Origin of the sequence: Hufsiella ginkgonis (assembly GCF_009834915.1) — a bacterium.
GTDB classification, from domain to species: domain Bacteria; phylum Bacteroidota; class Bacteroidia; order Sphingobacteriales; family Sphingobacteriaceae; genus Hufsiella; species Hufsiella ginkgonis.
In genome coordinates this window covers 925,321-945,557 of record NZ_WVHS01000003.1, presented here as the reverse complement: position 1 = coordinate 945,557, position 20,237 = coordinate 925,321, and the positions used below count along the sequence as shown (strand labels likewise).

Annotated in this window: 26 protein-coding genes; 19 read left to right on the top strand and 7 right to left on the bottom strand. The window is 49.2% G+C overall.

Annotated features, from left to right (window positions below; translation table 11 throughout):
* Both GS398_RS16375 and GS398_RS16370 read left to right on the top strand, forming a co-directional pair.
* A partial coding sequence (locus GS398_RS16375) for an MBG domain-containing protein (protein ID WP_160907851.1) occupies positions 1-2,060 on the top strand: 2,060 nt, incomplete at its 5' end.
* The gene (locus tag GS398_RS16370; protein WP_160907850.1) at positions 2,057-2,977 is read left to right on the top strand and encodes a PorP/SprF family type IX secretion system membrane protein; all 921 of its coding nucleotides are present in this window, start codon (positions 2,057-2,059) and stop codon (positions 2,975-2,977) included. The genes GS398_RS16375 and GS398_RS16370, both read left to right, overlap by 4 nt.
* On the opposite strand, the gene purL is transcribed toward GS398_RS16370, so the two are convergent.
* From purL to GS398_RS16335, 7 genes are all read right to left on the bottom strand, one after another.
* Positions 2,964-6,644, bottom strand: coding sequence for a phosphoribosylformylglycinamidine synthase (gene purL, locus GS398_RS16365; RefSeq protein ID WP_160907849.1), 3,681 nt, complete (start codon positions 6,642-6,644; stop codon positions 2,964-2,966). The two genes, GS398_RS16370 and purL, sit on opposite strands and share 14 nt — an antisense overlap.
* A 363-nt stretch (positions 6,645-7,007) precedes the next feature.
* Positions 7,008-7,382, bottom strand: a complete 375-nt coding sequence (locus tag GS398_RS16360; protein ID WP_160907848.1) for a helix-turn-helix domain-containing protein — start codon at positions 7,380-7,382, stop codon at positions 7,008-7,010.
* A complete protein-coding gene (locus tag GS398_RS16355; RefSeq protein ID WP_160907847.1) occupies positions 7,382-7,645 on the bottom strand; it encodes a hypothetical protein in 264 nt (87 codons plus the stop codon). The genes GS398_RS16360 and GS398_RS16355 overlap by 1 nt, the downstream gene beginning before the upstream one ends.
* Position 7,646: 1 nt before the next feature.
* The gene (locus GS398_RS16350) at positions 7,647-7,832 is read right to left on the bottom strand and encodes a hypothetical protein (RefSeq protein WP_160907846.1); all 186 of its coding nucleotides are present in this window, start codon (positions 7,830-7,832) and stop codon (positions 7,647-7,649) included.
* An 8-nt stretch (positions 7,833-7,840) separates the two neighbouring features.
* A complete protein-coding gene (locus tag GS398_RS16345) occupies positions 7,841-8,428 on the bottom strand; it encodes a hypothetical protein (RefSeq protein ID WP_160907845.1) in 588 nt (195 codons plus the stop codon).
* A 42-nt stretch (positions 8,429-8,470) separates the two neighbouring features.
* Positions 8,471-9,241: a hypothetical protein gene (locus tag GS398_RS16340; RefSeq protein WP_160907844.1), complete on the bottom strand. Its 771-nt coding sequence runs from the start codon at positions 9,239-9,241 to the stop codon at positions 8,471-8,473.
* 244 nt (positions 9,242-9,485) lie between these two features.
* Positions 9,486-10,250 (bottom strand): LexA family transcriptional regulator, encoded by a 765-nt coding sequence (locus tag GS398_RS16335; protein ID WP_160907843.1) that lies wholly within the window; start codon positions 10,248-10,250, stop codon positions 9,486-9,488.
* Positions 10,251-10,408: 158 nt separating this feature from the next.
* Here GS398_RS16335 and GS398_RS16330 point away from each other — a divergent pair, with 158 nt between their 5' ends.
* The 17 genes from GS398_RS16330 to GS398_RS16250 all read left to right on the top strand — a co-directional run bounded on the left by GS398_RS16330 (position 10,409) and on the right by GS398_RS16250 (position 20,181).
* Positions 10,409-10,759 (top strand): hypothetical protein, encoded by a 351-nt coding sequence (locus tag GS398_RS16330; RefSeq protein WP_160907842.1) that lies wholly within the window; start codon positions 10,409-10,411, stop codon positions 10,757-10,759.
* Between the two features lie 102 nt (positions 10,760-10,861).
* The gene (locus GS398_RS16325) at positions 10,862-11,341 is read left to right on the top strand and encodes a response regulator transcription factor (protein ID WP_160907841.1); all 480 of its coding nucleotides are present in this window, start codon (positions 10,862-10,864) and stop codon (positions 11,339-11,341) included.
* The gene (locus tag GS398_RS16320) at positions 11,338-11,580 is read left to right on the top strand and encodes a hypothetical protein (protein ID WP_160907840.1); all 243 of its coding nucleotides are present in this window, start codon (positions 11,338-11,340) and stop codon (positions 11,578-11,580) included. Before GS398_RS16325 ends, GS398_RS16320 begins: the two co-directional genes overlap by 4 nt.
* Positions 11,570-11,710, top strand: a complete 141-nt coding sequence (locus GS398_RS16315) for a hypothetical protein (protein WP_160907839.1) — start codon at positions 11,570-11,572, stop codon at positions 11,708-11,710. Before GS398_RS16320 ends, GS398_RS16315 begins: the two co-directional genes overlap by 11 nt.
* Positions 11,711-11,942: 232 nt before the next feature.
* Entirely contained in the window at positions 11,943-12,278 is a 336-nt protein-coding gene (locus GS398_RS16310; RefSeq protein WP_160907838.1) for a hypothetical protein, read from the top strand.
* Positions 12,279-12,685: 407 nt separating this feature from the next.
* Positions 12,686-12,826, top strand: a complete 141-nt coding sequence (locus tag GS398_RS16305; RefSeq protein WP_160907837.1) for a hypothetical protein — start codon at positions 12,686-12,688, stop codon at positions 12,824-12,826.
* A 5-nt stretch (positions 12,827-12,831) separates the two neighbouring features.
* Positions 12,832-13,803 carry a recombinase RecT gene (locus GS398_RS16300; protein ID WP_160907836.1) on the top strand — a complete coding sequence of 324 codons (972 nt, stop codon included), beginning with the start codon at positions 12,832-12,834 and terminating at the stop codon, positions 13,801-13,803.
* 24 nt (positions 13,804-13,827) lie between these two features.
* Positions 13,828-15,057, top strand: coding sequence for a hypothetical protein (locus GS398_RS16295; protein WP_160907835.1), 1,230 nt, complete (start codon positions 13,828-13,830; stop codon positions 15,055-15,057).
* A 2-nt stretch (positions 15,058-15,059) separates the two neighbouring features.
* Entirely contained in the window at positions 15,060-15,257 is a 198-nt protein-coding gene (locus GS398_RS16290; RefSeq protein WP_160907834.1) for a hypothetical protein, read from the top strand.
* Entirely contained in the window at positions 15,257-15,463 is a 207-nt protein-coding gene (locus tag GS398_RS16285; RefSeq protein ID WP_160907833.1) for a hypothetical protein, read from the top strand. Before GS398_RS16290 ends, GS398_RS16285 begins: the two co-directional genes overlap by 1 nt.
* 4 nt (positions 15,464-15,467) lie before the next feature.
* Positions 15,468-16,127, top strand: coding sequence for a hypothetical protein (locus GS398_RS16280; protein WP_160907832.1), 660 nt, complete (start codon positions 15,468-15,470; stop codon positions 16,125-16,127).
* Between the two features lie 127 nt (positions 16,128-16,254).
* Positions 16,255-16,812, top strand: a complete 558-nt coding sequence (locus GS398_RS16275) for a hypothetical protein (protein ID WP_237488217.1) — start codon at positions 16,255-16,257, stop codon at positions 16,810-16,812.
* A 2-nt stretch (positions 16,813-16,814) separates the two neighbouring features.
* Complete coding sequence (locus tag GS398_RS16270; protein WP_160907830.1) at positions 16,815-17,444, top strand: hypothetical protein; 630 nt, start codon at positions 16,815-16,817, stop codon at positions 17,442-17,444.
* A 597-nt stretch (positions 17,445-18,041) separates the two neighbouring features.
* Entirely contained in the window at positions 18,042-18,356 is a 315-nt protein-coding gene (locus GS398_RS16265; RefSeq protein ID WP_160907829.1) for a KTSC domain-containing protein, read from the top strand.
* Entirely contained in the window at positions 18,356-18,607 is a 252-nt protein-coding gene (locus tag GS398_RS16260) for a helix-turn-helix domain-containing protein (RefSeq protein ID WP_160907828.1), read from the top strand. The genes GS398_RS16265 and GS398_RS16260 overlap by 1 nt, the downstream gene beginning before the upstream one ends.
* Complete coding sequence (locus GS398_RS16255; RefSeq protein ID WP_202406093.1) at positions 18,579-19,526, top strand: phage Gp37/Gp68 family protein; 948 nt, start codon at positions 18,579-18,581, stop codon at positions 19,524-19,526. The genes GS398_RS16260 and GS398_RS16255 overlap by 29 nt, the downstream gene beginning before the upstream one ends.
* Before the next feature lie 7 nt (positions 19,527-19,533).
* On the top strand, positions 19,534-20,181 hold the full coding sequence (locus tag GS398_RS16250) for a J domain-containing protein (protein ID WP_202406092.1): 648 nt from the start codon (positions 19,534-19,536) through the stop codon (positions 20,179-20,181).
* Positions 20,182-20,237 lie beyond the last annotated feature (56 nt).

Below are 20,237 nucleotides of genomic sequence, written 5' to 3'. Positions count from 1 at the left end.
GCAAAAGCATTACGGTAACTGCCTCCGCCAAGACTAAGGTATACGGATCTGCTGATCCTTCATTCACCTACGTGGTCACCGGTCTTGTGGGCTCTGAGAAGGTTACGGGCGACCTCTCGCGTGCTGCCGGTGAGGACATTGGTAATCACGCCATCAACCAGGGCTCGCTGAACGGAGGGGGCAATTACCAGGTAGTTTTTGTGGGTGCCGATTTATCCGTCACGCCCAGGACCGTAGCCGTAAAGGCGGAGGCAAAGGCAAAAATATATGGTGATGCCGATCCCACCCTCACCTACACCACACCAGCAGGAGGCCCTGTTAATGGCGATAAATTTACAGGCTCGCTTACCCGCGATAACGGTGAACCTGTTGGCCGGTATACCATCAGGCAGGGAGACCTGTCGCTTAGCAGCAACTACCTGATTGTTTTTACCGGGGCTGAGCTCACCATCGGAAAACGAGCGATAGCTGTTACCGCCGAGGCAAAAACCAAGGTCTATGGCGATCCGGCCCCCCCGTTCACTTATATGATATCCAACGGAAGCCTGGTTAAAGGCGACTCTTTTACAGGCTCGCTCAGCCGCAACCCCGGCTCAAATACCGGTAACTACGGGATCAGCCAGGGCAATTTCGCCATCAATGGGAATTATATACTGTCGTTTACCGGCGCAAGCCTGGTGATCGGTAAGCGGCCGCTTACCATCACCGCCGAAAATAAAACACGTCCGTTCGGCGCATTCGAACCGGCATTTACCGCCATGTACAGCGGCTTTGCTACCGGAGAAACCAACCTGGTGCTCAGCAAACAACCCGTACTATCGACCACGGCAAGCCTGTTTTCCCTGGAGGGAAGCTACCCGATCAATATCGGTGATGCAGCGGCGGCCAATTACGAGATCACTTATGTAAACGGTACGCTCACCATTTTACCGGCAACCGATGCGCCGATCACCCTTACCCAGCTATCGTTTTTCGAAAACCAACCTGCAGGTACCGTGGTTGCAACGATCGCACCGCTGGTAAACAGACCCGGTGAATCCTTCGCTTACAGCCTTGCGCAGGGTGCCGGCGGCGAGGATAACGGGGCGTTCAGTATTGCCGGTAACCAGCTAAAGATCAGCCGTTCACTGGATTTTGAGCAACAACAGACGTATAAGGTCCTGGTTCGGTCTACAGATAAAAACGGCGTTCCGCTGGTACGTGCGTTCACACTCAGCCTGGTTGATGTAAATGAAGCGCCTACGCTTGCGGCGGTGCCCGATCAGTCCGTTTGCCCGGTTACCACGGTACAGAAAATCGCTTTATCCGGCATTTCGGGCGGGCCCGAAAGTGGTCAGACCACATCCGTTACCATAGCTGCTTCCGTACCTGCCATGTTTACCCAACTATCGGTAGCCAGTGGCATCATAAGTTATGCGCTGGCGGCAGGGGCTTCCGGCAAAGCCGTGATCACCGTGAAAGTGACTGATAACGGCGGGACCGCAAACGGCGGAACGGATACTTTTTTGCGCGACATTAACGTATTAATTTATACTCCGCCAGTAATCAGCATTATATACAGCACGCCAACGGCCACCGTAAGCAAAGGGGCTACCATCACGTTAACCGCTTCGGGCGGGGCGACTTATCAATGGGCCAATGCGGCCGGCGTCACCGGGCCACAAAATATGGCCTCGCTTACCGTCACACCGGCGGCTACCACCACTTATACGGTAACCGCTACGAGCGCCACCGGCTGCACCAGCCAGCAATCGATCACTATCACTACCGAAGATATTAAAGAACTGAACGCCGTAAACCTGATGACCCCGAACGGCGACGGTGTAAATGACAAATGGGTGATTAAGGATATCGCCCTGTTTCCCAACAACTGGGTGAAGGTATTTGACCGCGCGGGCCGGTTAGTCTTTAGCAAAGCGGGCTATGAAAACGATTGGGATGCCACCTTTAACGGCTCACCACTGGCGCCAGGCACCTATTATTACGTGGTTAATCTCGGGCCGGTAGGCGGAACCTACAAAGGGTTTATTACCATCCTGTCAAAAAAATGGGTTAAATGACGCCTTACCGGTTATTGTTCTTCCTGGCAGCGGCGTTGCTGGTCACCGGTATCGGCGCCAACGCACAACTTAATCCTTTTGGCGCGGTTTATTACCAGAATCAATACCAGCTTAATCCCGCCATGGCTGGCCTGGAAGCGGGCCTGGTTACCAACCTGGGTTACCGCAACCAGTTCTCCGCTACCCCGGGCACCCCGAATACGCAGGCAGTTACCATCGAATACGGACCCCAAAGCCGCAACCTTGGCGTCGGCCTGAACTTTAACAGCGACAAGGCCGGGCTCGAAAGCCGCACGCGACTTGTAGGCACCTTCGCTTATCACCTGGTATTCGATTCTGATGAGGGCGTCGTAGATGGAGAACAGCGGGTACTGAGTTTTGGTGCATCGTTCGGAATGCTGTCCGACCACATCAACAGTAACCGCATTAAGGGGGATCCGACCGATATTGAAGTAGGCGACTATAACGCACGAAGAAACTACCTCGATGGGGATGCCGGCATTGCCTATTCCGGGTCGGGATTGACGGTGCAGGGCGCCATACCCAATATAAAGAATTTCTTTAAAAGAGACGATTCCGGGCTGGAAGCAGACGTGCCAACCTACATGGTCGCTGCCAGCTACCGGCTTTCTTTTACCGACTCCTTCGAGGAGCCAAGTTTTGCCGTAGAGCCGAAGGTCTGTTTCCGCGGCGTGAACGGGTACAAAAACGTCTGGGACGCAGGTGTAAACATCGGGTTTGGCGGTAAGCTGTTCAACATCATGGGGGTATACCACAGCAGCCAGAGCACCACGGTAGGCGCCGGCGTCAACTTCGGCAACATCACCTTTACCGGGCTATACACTACAGAAACCGCTGCCATCCGCTCCTATGCCAACGGCGACTTCGAAGTTGGTTTGAAGATTAAGGTGTTTTAACCAACCGCTGCCTGGCTTCCAGCCACCGCCTTGCATTCAAGAATGCTTCTATCCACGGTGATACCTCGTCCTTACGTCCTTCAGGATAGTTCGCCCAGTGCCATGCACACAGGGACCGCTCGATATGCGGCATCATCACCAGGTGACGACCGGTTTTATCGCATAACATCGCCGTGTTGTAATCCGACCCGTTCGGGTTGGCCGGGTAAGTTTCGTAAGCATATTTCGCTACAATGCCATATTGGTCTTCCGCATACGGGAACTTGAACTTTCCTTCGCCATGCGAGATCCACACACCCAGTGTCGAGCCGGCCAGTCCAGACAACATCACCGAGTTGTTTTCCTGTATGGTAAGCGAAGTAAACCCGCTTTCGTGTTTATGACTGTCGTTATGCAGCATCTTTGGCTTTTCGGCATGATCCGGGTTGATCAGCCCCAGCTCCACGAAGAGCTGGCAGCCATTGCAAATGCCCACCGACAGGGTGTCCTCACGCTTAAAGAAGTTTTCCAGCGCAACGCGTGCTTGTTCGTTATACAGGAAAGCGCCTGCCCAGCCTTTGGCCGATCCGAGCACATCCGAGTTGGAAAAGCCACCCACTGCGCCAATAAAACGGATATCTTCGAGGGTTTCCCTGCCCGAAATAAGATCGGTCATGTGCACATCCTTTACATCGAAACCGGCGAGGTACATGGCATTGGCGAGCTCACGTTCAGAGTTACTGCCCTTTTCGCGGATCACGGCCGCTTTGATTCGCGGTTTGGTTGGATCCGATACGGGTCTTTTCCCGTCAAACCCTTCCGGGAACCGATAGTGCAGGACGTGTTTTTTGTAGTTATCGAAACGTTCTTTGGCTTTAACCGCGCCGCTTTGTTTCTGATCGAGCAGATACGAGGTTTTAAACCAGGTATCGCGAAGTTGGTCAATGGGAAATGTCCACTCGCCGCCCGTATTTTTCACGGTTAACGATGCTTCCGGTATTACGGTACCGATCTTGTGAAAGATAACGCCGTTGGTTTCCAGGATCGCTTCTGCCGCTGCATCCGCCTGGAAAACAACCCCGATATTCTCGGCAAATAACAGTTTAACGGGATCGGCTTCCCCGAGTGGAGAGAGGTCGACGATTGCGCCCAGGTCCCGGTCGGCGAAACACAGCTCCAGCAAGGTAGTGATGAGGCCGCCGCTGCCAATGTCGTGCCCGGCCTGGATGTAACCGGCTTTGATCAGCTGCTGTAAGGTATTGAATGCGGTCTTAAAGTTGCCGGCGTCGGTGATATCGGGAGTTTCCGTACCGATCCTGTTCAGCACCTGCGCAAACGAAGATCCGCCGAGCTTGTACTGGTCGCCGGAAAGGTTGATGTAATAGATAGCGCCGCCATTCTTCCGGAGTACGGGTTCTATGATCCCTGTAATGTCGTCGCAATGCCCTGCGGCGGAGATGATCACCGTTCCGGGGGCGAGCACTTCGGCATCTTTGTATTTCTGCTTCATTGACAGCGAGTCCTTCCCGGTAGGGATGTTGATCCCAAGATCAATCGCAAATTCCGAACAGGCTTTTACCGCCGCATATAAGCGCGCATCTTCGCCTTCGTTTTTGCAGGCCCACATCCAGTTTGCCGAAAGCGAAACGCTTTCCAGCCCATCCTTCAACGGCGCCCATACAATATTTGAAAGCGCTTCTGCCATGGCGTTGCGGCTTCCGGCGGCAGGGTCGATCAGGGCCGAGAGCGGTGCATGTCCTACGGACGTGGCTATTCCATGTTTTCCGTCGTAATCCAGTGCCATGGCTCCGCAGTTGTTCAGCGGAAGCTGTAACGGTCCGGTACATTGCTGTTTGGCTACACGGCCGCCCACGCAGCGGTCTACTTTATTTACGAGCCAGTCTTTACAGGCAACCGCTTCCAGCTGCAGTACATGTTCAAGGTAGGTGCGCAGCAGCGATGAATGATACGCAACGGGTGCGTACGTACGTTCAACCGTTTTATCGTGCATCACGATCTTCGGCGAGTTACCGAACAGGTCGGCCATCCCCACATCCATCGGCTTTACGCCGGTAGTGGCCGATTGAAAAGTAAAGCGGTGGTCGCCGGTCACTTCACCTACCGTGTACATCGGGGCCCGCTCGCGATCGGCTATGCGCTGCAGCACTTCGCGGTCGGCGGCACCGATCACCAGGCCCATGCGCTCCTGCGATTCGTTGCCTATGATCTCTTTTGCCGACAGGGTCGGATCGCCGACCGGCAGTTTATCCAGGTCGATCCTGCCGCCGGTTTCTTCCACCAGCTCCGAAAGACAGTTCAGGTGCCCTCCCGCGCCGTGATCGTGTATGGAAACGATCGCATTCCGGTCGCTCTCTACCATCCCGCGAACGGCGTTGGCCACACGTTTCTGCATCTCGGGATTTGAGCGCTGGATGGCATTCAGTTCGATACCCGAACCAAAGGCGCCGGTATCTGCCGATGAAACCGCTGCTCCGCCCATACCGATGCGGTAGTTATCGCCGCCAAGTATCACGATTTTGTCGTTTACCGATGGCTTGCTCTTTTGTGCCTGGCTGGCTTTCCCGTAGCCGATCCCGCCGGCCTGCATGATCACTTTATCATAGCCGAGCGTTCTCCCTTGTTCCTGGTGCTCGAAGGTGAGAATAGAACCGGTAATGAGCGGCTGACCGAACTTATTTCCAAAATCGGATGCGCCGTTAGAGGCTTTTACCAGGATATCGACGGGCGACTGGTACAGCCACTTTCGCTCAGAAACCCCGTTTTCCCAAGGGCGGTCTGCTGCCAGGCGTGATAAAGCGGTCATATAAACCGCCGTCCCTGCGAGCGGAACAGAACCCTGTCCACCCGCCAGGCGGTCCCTGATTTCGCCCCCCGCGCCCGTTGCCGAACCGTTAAAGGGCTCTACCGTGGTGGGAAAATTATGCGTTTCAGCTTTGAGGGAGATCACCGATTCGAACGCTTTTAGTTCGTAATAATCGGGCACGTCCGGCCGTTTCGGTGCGAATTGCTGCACCACCGGACCTTTTACAAAGGCTACATTGTCTTTATAGGCAGAAACGATACCGTTGGGATTCGTTTCGGAGGTTTTGCGGATCAGCTTAAAGAGGGAGACCGGCTGCTCCTGCCCGTCGATTACGAAGGTACCGTTAAAGATCTTGTGCCGGCAATGCTCGGAGTTAACCTGCGAGAAACCGAATACTTCGGAATCCGTGAGCTTCCGCCCAATCTTTTGCGACAACCCGTTTAAATAAGCTACCTCATCGTCGCTTAACGATAGGCCCTCCTGGCGGTTATACGCCGCGATGTCGCCTATCTCGAGGATGGGTTCGGGCTGGTGACGAATGGTATAGATCTCCTGCCCCAGTGAGGCATACTTCTGCGACAGCATGGGGTCGAAAGCCGAAAAGTCAGCATCCACCCTGTTGAACTCCTCGATCCTGGTAATTCCTTCAATGCCCATGTTCTGGGTGATTTCCACGGCATTGGTGCTCCAGGGTGTAACCATAGCGGCACGCGGACCAATAAAAAAGCCGTCGAGCGCGTCGGCTTCTTCCGCTTTAGCGTTGCCAAAAAGCCAGCTTAATTTCTGGATGTCGGAAGAGGTCAGGGAAAGTTCTTTGTGTACGGCGAAAACCGTATTCGCTTCGTTTGAGAAAAAGTGGATCATGTTGCCGGTTAAGGCACAAAGTTAAGGGAAAAAATATTAGCAGCGAAGCTGTAAATGCTAGATATTACTTATCTTATAGGTATACTTCACAGGCTGAATGCTGATAGCTAACAACCAAATCTACCCCCCGGAAATTCACCTTGATCCGAAATAGTGCATAATTGATGTTTTGCCTAAAAAACAAAAGCCTGCAATCATTTGATCCGCAGGCTTTTGTTTTTAGGCTACTTAAACAAGTGGACCCGGAGAGATTCGAACCAGCACTTTTATCATTTACTACCTTCAAAACGCCGTTTTTACGCTTTAAACGCCGTTTCTTTTCAGCGGAATCTGGGCTTTTGTCAGCCAGTCGGTCAGTTTCGCTCACAGTCTTTTATTGGGTTTAAGTTGCTGATCGACAGCCAAAGCTATCAGCCTCACTTGGCCTTGCATGTCTTTTATTGTAGCTATGATGAGATCGATATCGCTTCTCAATTCAGAAACGTCATGAATGAGCTTCCGGTCCTCTTTCACGTTCCTTACTGGTGACCCGGTACCGTCAAAGAACCATGTTGGATTAAGCTGCTTCTTCTTCACAAGCACGCTTAAAATGTCGAGGCTTATGCTGACATCTCCGGTCTCAATGTTGCTGACATGCTTCATCGAAACATTCAGCAGCTCGCTCGCATCCTTTTGTGTTCCCACATACTTTTTCCGGAACGATCGGAAGCGTTTAATAAGGTCGGTATTAATAGCCATTACTTTTGAGCCAGTGTGAGTACAATGTTTTCGCGAAGCCGGTACAACTTGTAGCAGAGTGTCATCAATCGAACGTCGCCGGCGCCGCGTTCCTTATGATCAATGGGCCAAGTTGCATGGACCATGCCATTAATAAGGTTGATTTCCGCAGTTACCAAATTCATTTGCATATCCCATCCGCCGGCTACCATCTCATCTTCGTCACATTTCTTATGGAGATCCTCGATCGTTCTCTCCCATCTCCGGTACCTGGCGTTATCCATATCAGTTGAGTTGCTTATCGCCCGGTAGATCCGGGGTAAAGAAATCGCCGAGCTCGCCATTGGCCAGCGCTTTTTTCATGTCGGACTGGCGGACTTCGATCCGGAAACTCATTTCGTGGGGAACGATTAGTTTATCACCAGGCTTGAATCCTGGAGGAAGTGTGAGAACTCTTGGTTTCTTTTCCATATTCAAATTTATTTGTTGACCTTATCATGCATAACGCGAACTTTCTGCAGGCGTTTACTGTATTTGGCAACAGGATAGGGGTGGTAAGCGAAGCGACCATCCGCTCGCCTAAATGGTTCACAATTTTGGTACGCAACCTCAATCTCAGATATGATGTGAATGTTTCCCGGATCAAAAATCGCCGTTCTAAACCTAAGTTCGTTTTCTCGATTCCACACCTTAATTGCAGCCTTAATAACTCTTATCTCGTGATCATATCGCTTTTGACTACGGTAAATAGTTACGAGCCGGTCGTAAGCGTGCATAGCTGGCCGTCCAACAGCGACGTTCTGCTCATAAAACTCTATCACCAAGTCGACATTTCCTTCTGCCTCATACTTGATTTCGAGGTTGTTGAGGTCTGCGGTTCGATTAATATCTTGCAGTAATTTTTGATTGGATACTGCCTGCTCTTCTATCTTATCAAGCCGAGACTTTTCTATTTGTATAGTTAGCCGGCCATTTAGTGAAGCTATCTGCAACTCGTTAAAGGTTTCTTCACCAAGTGCAGCTAGGTAATATTGCTGTAAGTATTTTTGTACTTCAATGATGACCACTACTCTCGTATTTTCAATCGGGGACCTTGTTACGTCCTTAGGTTAATTTAGTATTACCTTCTTAACATTGCCGCCGGAACTTTTTGTAACGTTGTACCAACTGGCTAATTTGAACACTTGCCCATCAGTGGTTTTGGCATCAATATAATTCTTAAGAGTTTCCTTTGAAATCACGATCGCCAATGTTTCATAATCCTTACCTACCGAACTGGATGAAGAGAAATCTTTAACCTGGTAGGACACTATGAATACGAGATTATAAACGCCGGTCATTGCCAGAACAGGTCTGAACTTAAACAATCCGGGAAGGATTATCTCTTCAGCTACGGACTTTGCTCGTTGATTTGCGTCTAGCTTCAGTGTGTTATAGGTATTTTTTGAAAACACTCCATGTTGGCAAAATGCTAATCCGCCGGCGTTAAGAAACTTGAATGGGATTGGATCTTCTTCTGTATAAATGAAGCTTCCATCAGATTCACCGAAAGATTTCAAGTCTTTGTATATCTCCTTAATCTGCGGCTTGTATTTAGCAGCTAGACGTCTAAATGCAACATTTTTATCATTAGCCACTAATGTGTCGATAAATTGCAACAAGACCTCAGGATGCATTTTTTTCACTCCTTCCACACCAAGGTCTAATGCCATTCCTGATATTTTATTTACAGTCGCCGTAATATCGATGAAAGAAACAGCATCTTGTAGAGAAGGTGTATTTACTTCAAGTGGAGTGCGCTTAGCAGGCGATTTTTTAGGTTGAATTTGTCCGAATCCTGTCAACGGCAAAAGAATAATTAGTAGTATAATTGTTTTCATATCTTAATTTAATTTAATTTAACATATCTAGCTTCACCTAGCATCCTGAACAAATTTTAAACCGAGAAGATCTGAGCTAGATCATCGAGTTGCAATTCCTCAACTGGGTATAATGGGTTTTGGGAGAAAATCGTTTTTTTCCCATCCTCAACCACGTGATCTACAACCATCTTAATTAAGATACTCTCGGTGTTATGAATTATTATCCGCAAGTCAGTATAATTTGTACGAGTCCGATTAAAATTCACCTCGACTTTCGCCGCATATCTACCACTTGCACAACGTCAAAAATTTGCTCGATATCGTTCAAATGCAACTCCTGGTCAGGGTATTCTGGGTTTAAAGAATGTATTGTGATGGTCGCTTTCTTAACGTCATGGGCAATGATTTCTTTGATCAAAATCCCCTTTGTTTTGTGGATTATTATCCAAGCATCATTTTCGTGAATATGCAATTTGTAAACCCACTTCGACCGTGATAAATCCCGCCCGATAGCCAGCTGTCCTGGGTAAATACTCTTTCGTGCTAGCTCGGGATCGTATGTAACCATGCTATCGCCTTTCACTTCAAAGGCTAAGTATGTACCGGCGTGCCGCTTATAAACGTTCAACGGTAAGATATCAAAATCTTCGAAGTATTCAGGATCCTGGAAACCCAATAGATAACCAGCCTGCGCTTTGTGCGGAATGATTGGCACCCTCATAAGCAAAGTACCATCACCTAAATCAGAAAATCTACTACCATCATTATCCATATCTCTTGGATCGGCTGCTAAATGAAGTGGCTCAGCTTCTAGGCGTGGTGCTTCTTTTACAATAGTCATCTCTTGTACTGTCAAGACGATATTAAGTTTTGACTTGATATTATCAACAATTTCCTGGCTAAGTAAACCCTTTTGGCACCAGGAGTTCAGCGTCTGTCGCGATATTCCCAACCTATCCGCTGCTTCTTGCTGAGTAAGCCCGGCCAAAGACAAGGCACGTTTTAAAATTATTCCGCTGATTTCCAAGTATATAAAAAATAATATTAACAATGTCTTGATAAGACTGTCAAGACACATTACATTTGTATTGCACAACAAAATAAAGGTAAAAAGAAACTGCAAACAATCCCAATTAACTACTAAAACAGCGCGACACTCCTAGGGGCTCGCGCTTAAGCCATTGAATGAAAAAGTTATTAATCTGGTTTATCGCCATTGCAATTACACTAGGTGTAGCGTGCAAAAAAGATACCGTGGTAAAAAAAGAAGATGTGAAGATCGAAGCCAGCAAGCAGCCGGGTAACAAGGTGATGAATCCACCTGCTGAGAGTGATCCTGGCGGCTATGGTCATTACTGTACATATGAAAGTACATACAGTAATTACCAACTGCATCACCCATGTTTAATTTTTTGCAGGTGTCAGTCATGCAGGGATGCCAGAGAGCGGCAGGAGTACCCGCATGGTCACGGTGGAGATTTAGGTATGCTGCCTTGGCCGGTCGAGTGTACTTATTATTCGCCCTTTCACAATTAAAAAAAGCTAATTAAACCCCGCCCCGCTCCCGTCTTCTCGGGGCGGGGTTTTTAGGTGCCGGGCAACGTAGTTCGGCACCTAAAACAATCCGCGAAATAAACGATGACCCTGCCTAACCTGATCCCTGGACTTGTCGACAAAAGCGTCGAATTCTTTGGTCACAACATGGAGGTGTACTGCATTCATGATGGGAGAACGATCGAGTATGCCGCCTTTCCAATGTGGATGCGTGAAATAATCATGCAGCACATGGAAACGAATCCGCACCTGGTGGCCGCGGTACGGAGAGAGAAGGTTGATTTCAGTGATTTTGTGAAGAAGTACATCTACCTGGTGTTCGGCAGGATTGATGGTATTCCTGATATCGCCTTAGACGGATCTACTAACCACGAGTTCTTCGCTTTCTCGAAACGTGAAATTGACATCCTCCGCTTGGTGCATCTGACCGATAAGGAGATCGCCGAACGACTGTTTATCTCGCGGGAGACTGTCCTTAGCCATTGGCAGAACATGCGCCGGTCGACCGGCCTCAACAATAAAATTCAACTCGCCATTTCGGCTTCAAAAAGAGGAATTATATGAATCAGATTATTGACGTAAAGAAGAGCCCAACCTGGACCCACTACATCTCTGCACTCGAGGTTGGCGAGAGCTTCACAGCTGACTATGATAAGATGCCGACCATAAGCCCCCTGATCTCAACCAGGATCAAGCTTAAGTTCCCGGATCGCCAATACAAAACCAGCAAGGAGAAGGGGCATGATGGTGATCTACTACGGGTTACCCGGCTGGAAGACAAGGAGGAAAGCAATGACAACTGAAGTAAACATCTCCGAGTCGCTGAACTCGCTATTGATCCAAATGCGACTGCTGGAATTCGTGCTAAAGTCGGCCAGAAAAAGAGCGATTAAGATCCAGTACAAAGTGTTAACCAACCCGGGAAAGTATTAAAACATGCTGCAGGTAGTTCACAAAACAGGTCCGGTAAAACGGGAAGTGGAAAGGGTGGAAGCACCGGCGCCCGCTCCTGCCCTACCGTTTCATAAGGATCCCGTTTACCTGGCTACCCTCAAAAAAACATTCATCGAGACCCATAATAGAAAGATCAGGGCACAAAAAAAGGCGGCTGCTCTAACAGACGCCTCCTCTAAATCAACTGCTATTAACAGTTAAAATAAGAACCATGTCAAAAGTAACAATTAATCAAATCACCAGCAAGGCCTTCCTCTCTAAAGGAACCTACCAGTTTGTGCGGGTGAACTTTAACCAGAGCGACAGGCGGTATGAGATCGATCTTGACCGGTCGGAGGTGAAAGAACACATCATGGAGAACCTTGAATCATATTCGTCATGGTTCGATCAGTACGGATTCATCAACTGGAGAAACGAAAACCCTAACGAAGTTGCCACTGAAATGGCTGCCTCGGTATGGCGGAGCGAATGGATCCTGGCTGAGATTATTGAAGCGTTGACAATTAAAGAGCTCGAGGAAGCAGAAGTGAAGGAGGTGTTGGTATGATCCTTTTCGTAACAGGATTCGATGTTCGGGCCAATCTACCGATGAAACTTGATGATCACCGGGCGGCCATTCTCAATAACCAAAGGTCATTTATCCGGCGGCAGTTTGACAGGGCAATCCTTGATACAGACGCATACGCTTGGATTCAAACCGCAAAGCTGCATGGCTTTTTCAAACTGGCAGCCGCCATGGAAGCGGATTTTAAAAGAGAAACGGAGGTACCGGTATGATCCAGAAGAAAATGAATGCTCTCGAACTCAAATTGTTCACAGCATTGACCGCCAAGGGCCAGCGGTTATCACACACGACCTGCCCAACTATCAACACCGTGCGTCCGGGCGGTATCTGCCACCAGGAAGGACAGCAACAGACGCTCGAATGCTCACTTAAAATTTTATCAACTCACTATGGTATTCGATGAAAAAGACTGGGCAAAATGCCCACTGGCGCGGCAGCGACGAAAAGAGAAACTGGACATGATCGTGACGCTTGTCGTCGCCGGAGTGGCCGCATTGGGAATGATCCTATCATTAATTTTTAACATATAAAAACCATGTCAGCAACAACACAAAATGTAATGGCCGTGCTCAAACAGGCAAACCCACTTGAGCTGGTTGAAATCGACTTCGTAAAAGATCGGTTTATCTCCCTTCACAATCAATTTACCGGATCTCAACGTGGAGATCAGGAGTATCACCTGCAGGTGTTTAACTACAAAAAAATGATGGCTGAAAAGCCGGAATTGCGGGACTGCTCTCCCCTATCGCTCTATGGCGCGTTCCTGGATATCAACGTAAATGGGCTGAGCCTGGAACAAGGCAGCAAACCGGACTGCTACATCACTCACCGATCATTTAAGATCGGCTCTGAAAACGGGCAGGACATATACGAAAAGAGAGCCCAACTTTCAATCTCGCCATACGGTGAACTTAAGATGCGCCTTCGCTCCGGTCAAATCAAGTACGCCGACAGTCCTGTCATTGTATACGAAGGTGACAAGTTCAGTGTTCGCACCACAGCCCAGGGCAAAACTGTCGATCACGAGGCAGTGATCCCCCGGACTTCCAAGCGGATCATCGCGTCTTTTATCAGGCTTGTGAGGGCTGATGGCACAGCGGATTTCTTCGTAATGACCGAGGAGGATATCACCAGGTTGAAAGGGTATTCTAACCGCAATAATCGCGGGAACGCTAATAGTGATAAGTCTAATGCTCTTTACACCTCAAACGGCGGTCAGATCGATCCCGGATTTCTCGCGGCCAAAACCATTAAACACGCCTTTCGAACTTACCCGAAAGTGGCCGTCGGGAAGTTCTCCGAAGTGGAGCCTGAGGAAGTGATCGTTCCAGGCGCTGCCGACTACGGCATCGACCCCGATCAATACTCCGCCAACGCGACAACAACCGATATCACCCATGAGGAAGTTCCCGCTGATGATTTTGACGCTGCTCTAAAAGCTGAGTTATCACAGGAGGAGGAAGTGTTGACCATCGCAGATGATGAAGACGAGCCAAACTTCAATTAACAGAACCAACTAAAATAAGAACCAATGTCAACTGCAGAAACACAAACATCAGTCATCAGGGTGGAGGAAATTACCTCCATTATGGCTGGCGCAGGCGCGATCCTTCAAAAGAACGAGACCTTGTCGATCGCCGCCAGCAACAAAATTACCGGCCTCTTAGATACGATCGAGGCCGAAGGCATGAACGCCGAACTGGATAAAGAGCTCAATAAATGGCAGGTAAATGCTAAACAGGCAGTCGAAGTAATGACCAAGCGCCGCGCACCCATTACCCAAATGGCCAACCAGGTTGTTAAAGCCTTCACCGCGCTAGAGGCGCCGCTTGATCCAAAGAAAGCGGACAGCTTTTATGCCCGGGCTCAAAAGTACCGCGATGCGTGGGCAAAAGAATGTGCCGACGCAGAAAAGCAACGCCAGGCTGAAATCCAGAAAAAGCAGAACAAGGAAAAGGAAAGGGTCACGCTTTCTGCCGAGATCGAGCGACAGTTCCGGGGCGCTTATCTCGGAAAGCTGAACGAGTTCAGAACGTTTTACACCGGCAAATTAAGCAAGGCCACCCTTGAGAACATTGAGGACGTTAAAAAGGTGATTACCGGCATCAAGACGGTATATCCACGAGATAAATTTAATGAGCTCTCTGTTACTGTAAACGCCGTCTACCATGATAAAATTGAGCTGGCCAGCCTGATCAATGGCGTAAGAACCACAATTTTCGACGAGCTTGCAGCGAACTTCCTCGAGAACATGGAGCATCTCCGTGAGCAGCTCATTGCTGAGATACCGTCAAAGAAAACCGAGCTGGAATCTATAGCAAAGGCCGATGCCGACACAAAAGCGACACTGCTTCAACAGCAACAGGAAAGAGAAGCTGCACAGAAGCAGGCGCAGTTAGATCAGGCCGCCGCTGAGAAAGCCAAATCGGACGAGCAGATTAAGTTGAACGAGAGCATCGGCATTACAAATACCCTTTTCGAAGCCGCTGCCGAGATGGCTGAGGTTCGCGAGGAAAATACCGCACAGGTTCGCCAGGGATACAAAATACTTGTTCATAACTCTGCCGGTTGGGGCGCCATCTTCCTTTTCTACTTCGAGAAAGAAGGTCAAAAACTGCCGGTAGAAGAGTTCGGCAAAAAGACCTTGAACCAAATGAAGGCATTCTGCGAAAAGCACGCCCACAAAACCGGTGAGAAGGTCGAAAGTGTAAACTTGGTCTACGAAGATGATTTCAAGGCTGTAGCTAAAAAGGAGGCATAATCATGGGGACTAATTTTGAAATACACCACAAGGTTGTGGATGGCAATCACATCTTAACCTTTAAGCCTGAGATTCCTAATAAAGGATATCCGCCTACCACTATCGAAGTAACTGAAGATCAGTGGAACTGCCTCCGGTATCATTTCGCTACCGGTGTCAACGATAAAACCGGCGAATCGATCTTAGCATACGTGATCTAATGGACGAGTTTGAAATCCTAAAAACCGCTATCAAAGCAAGGCTTGAAGATAACGGCTACCTGATCACGATCGAAAAAGCGATCGATCATGGACACCAGTACCGGCTGTCAACCGGGACAATAATTAACGCATTCAACTCGGGCAAGATTACCATTCAGGGGACCGCTGACCGAGACGCAAACCGCCTTTTTGGCTTAAAAAATTAAGATAATGACTTTAAGAAGTATCTCTGAAATGACTAACCGCGAGTTAGTTGATGTAATTAAGTACGACGATAATGCTTCCGAGCGCAACCGCGCCTGGGAACTGCTGGCCACGAAGAACCCGACGAACGAGCAGCTGACCTACATCATTCGCTGGTGCCCGGATGGCGACCTTAAGAACCGCGCCTGGGAACTGCTGGCCACGAAGAACCCGACGAACGAGCAGCTGACCTACATCATTCGCTGGTGCCCGGATGGCGACCTTAAGAACCGCGCCGGGGAACTGCTGGCCACGAAGAACCCGACGAACGAGCAGCTGACCTACATCATGGAATACTGCCCGGATGGCGATCTTAAGAACCGCGCCTGGGAACGTTTACGGGCAAATCTCGGGATTGTCGTCCCTGTTGATGAGGAAGTACTTATTAAAGAAATCGCAAATGCCGTCCTATCCCGTCCGGGTAGTTTAAAGATGGAGTCATGGCATTGTGGTACCTCGCACTGCTTAGCGGGATGGGCATGCGTGCTCAATCCGATTGCGAAGGAAATTGAAAGTAAACACGACACGAGGATTGCAGGAAGCGCTGTCCTGCCCCACTACGCTCAATTCTTTTACTCGGATAATGATCAGGTTCTTGAAATTCTTAAAGGCGTAGCCGGCAAATAAAATGGATCCGTACTACAGCCGCCCAGAGGTTTCACACAGCGACCTTACAGCATTGGAGAAATTGCTTTACGGAAGTGAAGATCGTGATCCTACCCATGCATATGCTTTTGGGACTTTGTTGGACTACATGATCACCGAACCGGAGAAAGTGAACTACTACAATCATACGGTCGCCGGAAGTGCCTACCAATACAACGATGATGATTTCGCCAGGGCGGCAATCATGAAGAGATCTTTCTTTAAGGATCAGCTTTGCAAGATGCTTGCCGGCGCCGCCTCATTTCAAGCGGTATCTACACGTTATGAATGGCCCATTGAGCATGCCGGTTTCGAATTCATTTTCTCGGCGGGTGTCCGTTGCAAATGGGACCTACTGGTTAGGCCTTGGAAGATGGGTGGCGATATTAAGTCAACGGTTTCCGAAACTGAGAAGCAGTTCGAAGCAGCCTGCCATCATTTCAACTACTTCAGGAGCAGAGCCTGGTATATGGACATTGAAGGCACTGATAAGGACGTGCTTATCGGGATAAGTAAGAAAAACTACAAGGTCTTCAAGATCGGGCTTGATCGCAACGCACCGCTCGGCACCAAGGCGAGAGATCTTTATGAGCTCGGTAAATCACAGTACCAAGAGCTTGCTTTCAAGTACTGGACACTTTTTGATGGAATAAAACTAGTAGCATAAATATGAAAAGAGTAATCACAATCAGCCCTGAGCAGCTCCAGGAGAAATTGAAAGCAGCTGCATCCGGAGAACGCCCCGAAGAAATAAAGGTTACGAAGGTGAAGATGAAGAAAGTGACAGCAGATCTTGAACTTGAGCGGTCCTTTATCATCACCGACGACGAAACCGGCGATCCTGTGCAAATCATCCAACCGATCAGCATGCCTGGCAAAAACATCGCGCACCCTGCACTGTTCGCCGCTGTTGCTTTGCTTCGACCACACCTTGCTATTCTTTCAGAACTGCCGGAGGCCGTCGGGTTGTCGCCGGAAGAACTGCTCGACAGCGAGACCGCACTTGAGAAGATATTCGTTACCGGGTTCACGATCGGTGGGGAAGGCGAAGCCGAGGGGGTCACACTTACCGGCTACAAAATTAACAAGCGGGGGAAAACTCAAAACCTGGTGACGCCCTTCGAGAAATACGAAGATTCTACCAACCAGTATGAATACTCGGTGGAGCTCGCTCACATCATTGGGCACTGCCAGGATGAAGCCGCTGCGTACTTCAGGGGCAAGATTGCTCCGAGCGCGCAGCTCGATATCTATGACCAGCTTTCGGATACAGATCAGGACGAAGACGATCCTTATTAACCAGGATTAAAAGTGCACACACACATAATACGCTCATCATAGGTGATGTAGCAGCGCCCGGTTCGCACTCCGGGCAGACGGGGAAAGGGTAGCGCTGAGTTGAACACTTCAATGCCGAGAAGTGTGAGGCAAACCAATGCTAATTGACATGGCCCGACGGTTTTATTTCGATGTCAAGATGCGAAACTGTTCAGCGCTGGTAAGAGACATAGCAGAATTGGTTTGAAAGGCGGTCCGGCCGGTGATCACATACCGGCACATGGCAAGGTGGCGAAATTGGTAAGTATCAAGGCTCTTAAGAACTGAAAAGTCAAGGATTGCAGATACAGACGCGGGAAGTGCGGGAACAAGCGCACGTGGAAGTTCCGGTACGGAGCACAATCGGCAAGGTTTTGCTAAAGAGGCGCACTCCGTACACCTGCAGGTTCGAATCCTGCCCTTGCCACATAACCACAGAGGGCGAACAAAGCACTGGTTATGGTATCGAACAGCAGCCCGCTCTATGTTCGGTATATCAACAAAAACGGGTAGTGCTCGCCTATAGACAGCAGATGTGCAATCCCCCGGTGTAAATGGCCGGGGGTTATTTAAGAAATTATGGAAAACACAGAAATAAAGACAGCAACCATCAATGACAGGGAGGTGATCATTGATGCCAGGGTAACCGACTTTAAAATCGGCCAGAAACCATCCAGCAATGTGGACTATTTCGGCACCAAAATGGGCGCCAAACAACTTTTCGTCCAATTTAAGAACGGGTCATCGTACATCTATTCGGACGTGGATGAGCATAAACTGATCAGCATTCATGCTGCGGATTCCGTCGGAAAATTCTTCAGCAAGGAGATCGCAGGCAAGTTTAGCCACGTCAAGGTGTTGGAACGATTGATCACAATTAAACCGGAAGAGTAATGTTTAATGATCATCGCATAAGGCAAATCTTTGCCAAGAACCTTAGAGGGATCAGGATGGCCAAAAAGCTTACACAGCAGCAGTTTGCTGACCAGCTCGGGGTATCTAGACCGACCTATGGATCGTACGAAGAAGCGCGGGCAACCCCGCAGCTGGCCTCGTTAATCGTGATTTCCAACACGGTAGGCTTCGACATGGCCACCTTAACTACTACTGACCTGTATGGCAAGGGAGGATCAAATGGAGCATAGCCATATTGAATGGACGGATCATACCTTCAACCCATGGTGGGGGTGCATCAAGGTCTCCGACGGTTGCAAAAACTGCTATGCGGAAACTCTTGATCGTCGGTGGAACGGTGGCCATTGGGGACCTGGTAGTCAGAGAAAAGCGATGAGCAATAAATACTGGCTCCAGCCTTTATTATGGGACGAAAAGGCGAGGAAAGCCGGCGTAAAGGCCAAGGTATTCTGCGCTTCGATGGCGGACGTTTTTGAAGGGCATCCTGATACGCTACCACATTTAACCAGGCTCTTTAGGGTTATTGAAAATACCCCGAACCTAATTTGGCAGCTGCTGACTAAGCGTCCGGAGAATATTGTTACGTTACTCAGGTCTGGAACAAACTGGATGTCGAAATTCCCAGATAACGTTTGGATAGGCACCAGCGTAGAGAATCAAAAAGCTGCGGACGAACGTATCAAACATCTTTCGCGTGTTCCGGCCAGTGTCAGATTTCTATCATGCGAACCTCTGCTAGGTCCGGTAGATCTCTCGACCGTTTTCGGTCTGTATGAGTTTGATGAAAACAAATACGCGTTAAAGGTAGGTTCCAGGTGGGCAGATTCTCCTGATTGGATCATTGCTGGCGGTGAAAGCGGTCATCATGCAAGGCCAGCACATCCTGATTGGATCCGGTTACTACGCGACCAGTGTGCGGGGGCTGGTGTACCGTTCTTCTTCAAGCAATGGGGGGAATGGGTTTCTGAATTTCATCCAGCTGCAGATGGCATTGTACCTACTGCCAGTAACCATTCTGACTCGTTTACTACATCCATTATGGATGGCCACGATTACTTAGGTCAATACATGATAAAGGTCGGCAAAAAAGCTGCTGGCGCGACTCTGGATGGTAAAGAGTGGAAACAATTTCCCGTTACACATAACTAAATATATCATGATTCAAGCATTTCCATTGTGTTGGCCAGGTAATAAGCCACGTACTTTAAAAGACAATAGATCACGCGCGTCATTCGGTAAAAAGTCGACTACCAGAAACGGCTATGACCAAAAGGTATCGCTGACAGTAGCCTCCGCGACTGATCGACTACTCAAAGAGCTCGACGCTTATACACGCGTCGGCTGCGATTACCGGGTTCCGCCGGAAAGCGTTATCATTTCGTGCAATGTTCCACCATCTAAGAAAGGGCGCCCATCATCCGGCATGGCGGAGCCAGAGGATCCCGGTGTAGCAGTCTATTTCATCCTGGATGGGAACAATTACTGTCTCCCCTGCGACAAGTGGAATCGTGTGGCCGATAACATCGGAGCTATTGCTGCTCACATAAATGCGCTGAGAGGTATCGAGCGTTGGGGAGTCGGCCAGAACCATGACGTTTATACCGGGTACAAGGCACTTCCGGAATCTGCCTCCGCATCATCCTGGAGACAAGTGCTCAACGTGTCAGCTATCGACGATCTGTTTACTGTGAGGTTGAGCTACCGCTCCCTGGCAAAGAAACACCACCCGAGCGTTGGCGGAGATGCTGAAAAGTTCCAACAAATACAAGAGGCCTGGGCACAGGCGCAACGAGAATTAGGTTAAAATTTTGCTCCGCGATATAACCGAAAGGTTATGTAGGTCATACACATCAAACTATA

What these genes read in the sequence shown, in the direction of transcription:
- GS398_RS16370 (WP_160907850.1), top strand. Translation starts at nt 2,057, where the DNA reads ATGACGCCTTACCGGTTATTGTTCTTCCTGGCAGCGGCGTTGCTGGTC.
- purL (WP_160907849.1), bottom strand. Translation starts at nt 6,644, where the DNA reads ATGATCCACTTTTTCTCAAACGAAGCGAATACGGTTTTCGCCGTACAC.
- GS398_RS16360 (WP_160907848.1), bottom strand. Translation starts at nt 7,382, where the DNA reads ATGGCTATTAATACCGACCTTATTAAACGCTTCCGATCGTTCCGGAAA.
- GS398_RS16355 (WP_160907847.1), bottom strand. Translation starts at nt 7,645, where the DNA reads ATGGATAACGCCAGGTACCGGAGATGGGAGAGAACGATCGAGGATCTC.
- GS398_RS16350 (WP_160907846.1), bottom strand. Translation starts at nt 7,832, where the DNA reads ATGGAAAAGAAACCAAGAGTTCTCACACTTCCTCCAGGATTCAAGCCT.
- GS398_RS16340 (WP_160907844.1), bottom strand. Translation starts at nt 9,241, where the DNA reads ATGAAAACAATTATACTACTAATTATTCTTTTGCCGTTGACAGGATTC.
- GS398_RS16330 (WP_160907842.1), top strand. Translation starts at nt 10,409, where the DNA reads ATGAAAAAGTTATTAATCTGGTTTATCGCCATTGCAATTACACTAGGT.
- GS398_RS16325 (WP_160907841.1), top strand. Translation starts at nt 10,862, where the DNA reads ATGACCCTGCCTAACCTGATCCCTGGACTTGTCGACAAAAGCGTCGAA.
- GS398_RS16320 (WP_160907840.1), top strand. Translation starts at nt 11,338, where the DNA reads ATGAATCAGATTATTGACGTAAAGAAGAGCCCAACCTGGACCCACTAC.
- GS398_RS16315 (WP_160907839.1), top strand. Translation starts at nt 11,570, where the DNA reads ATGACAACTGAAGTAAACATCTCCGAGTCGCTGAACTCGCTATTGATC.
- GS398_RS16310 (WP_160907838.1), top strand. Translation starts at nt 11,943, where the DNA reads ATGTCAAAAGTAACAATTAATCAAATCACCAGCAAGGCCTTCCTCTCT.
- GS398_RS16305 (WP_160907837.1), top strand. Translation starts at nt 12,686, where the DNA reads ATGGTATTCGATGAAAAAGACTGGGCAAAATGCCCACTGGCGCGGCAG.
- GS398_RS16300 (WP_160907836.1), top strand. Translation starts at nt 12,832, where the DNA reads ATGTCAGCAACAACACAAAATGTAATGGCCGTGCTCAAACAGGCAAAC.
- GS398_RS16295 (WP_160907835.1), top strand. Translation starts at nt 13,828, where the DNA reads ATGTCAACTGCAGAAACACAAACATCAGTCATCAGGGTGGAGGAAATT.
- GS398_RS16290 (WP_160907834.1), top strand. Translation starts at nt 15,060, where the DNA reads ATGGGGACTAATTTTGAAATACACCACAAGGTTGTGGATGGCAATCAC.
- GS398_RS16285 (WP_160907833.1), top strand. Translation starts at nt 15,257, where the DNA reads ATGGACGAGTTTGAAATCCTAAAAACCGCTATCAAAGCAAGGCTTGAA.
- GS398_RS16280 (WP_160907832.1), top strand. Translation starts at nt 15,468, where the DNA reads ATGACTTTAAGAAGTATCTCTGAAATGACTAACCGCGAGTTAGTTGAT.
- GS398_RS16275 (WP_237488217.1), top strand. Translation starts at nt 16,255, where the DNA reads ATGATCACCGAACCGGAGAAAGTGAACTACTACAATCATACGGTCGCC.
- GS398_RS16270 (WP_160907830.1), top strand. Translation starts at nt 16,815, where the DNA reads ATGAAAAGAGTAATCACAATCAGCCCTGAGCAGCTCCAGGAGAAATTG.
- GS398_RS16265 (WP_160907829.1), top strand. Translation starts at nt 18,042, where the DNA reads ATGGAAAACACAGAAATAAAGACAGCAACCATCAATGACAGGGAGGTG.
- GS398_RS16260 (WP_160907828.1), top strand. Translation starts at nt 18,356, where the DNA reads ATGTTTAATGATCATCGCATAAGGCAAATCTTTGCCAAGAACCTTAGA.
- GS398_RS16255 (WP_202406093.1), top strand. Translation starts at nt 18,579, where the DNA reads ATGGCAAGGGAGGATCAAATGGAGCATAGCCATATTGAATGGACGGAT.
- GS398_RS16250 (WP_202406092.1), top strand. Translation starts at nt 19,534, where the DNA reads ATGATTCAAGCATTTCCATTGTGTTGGCCAGGTAATAAGCCACGTACT.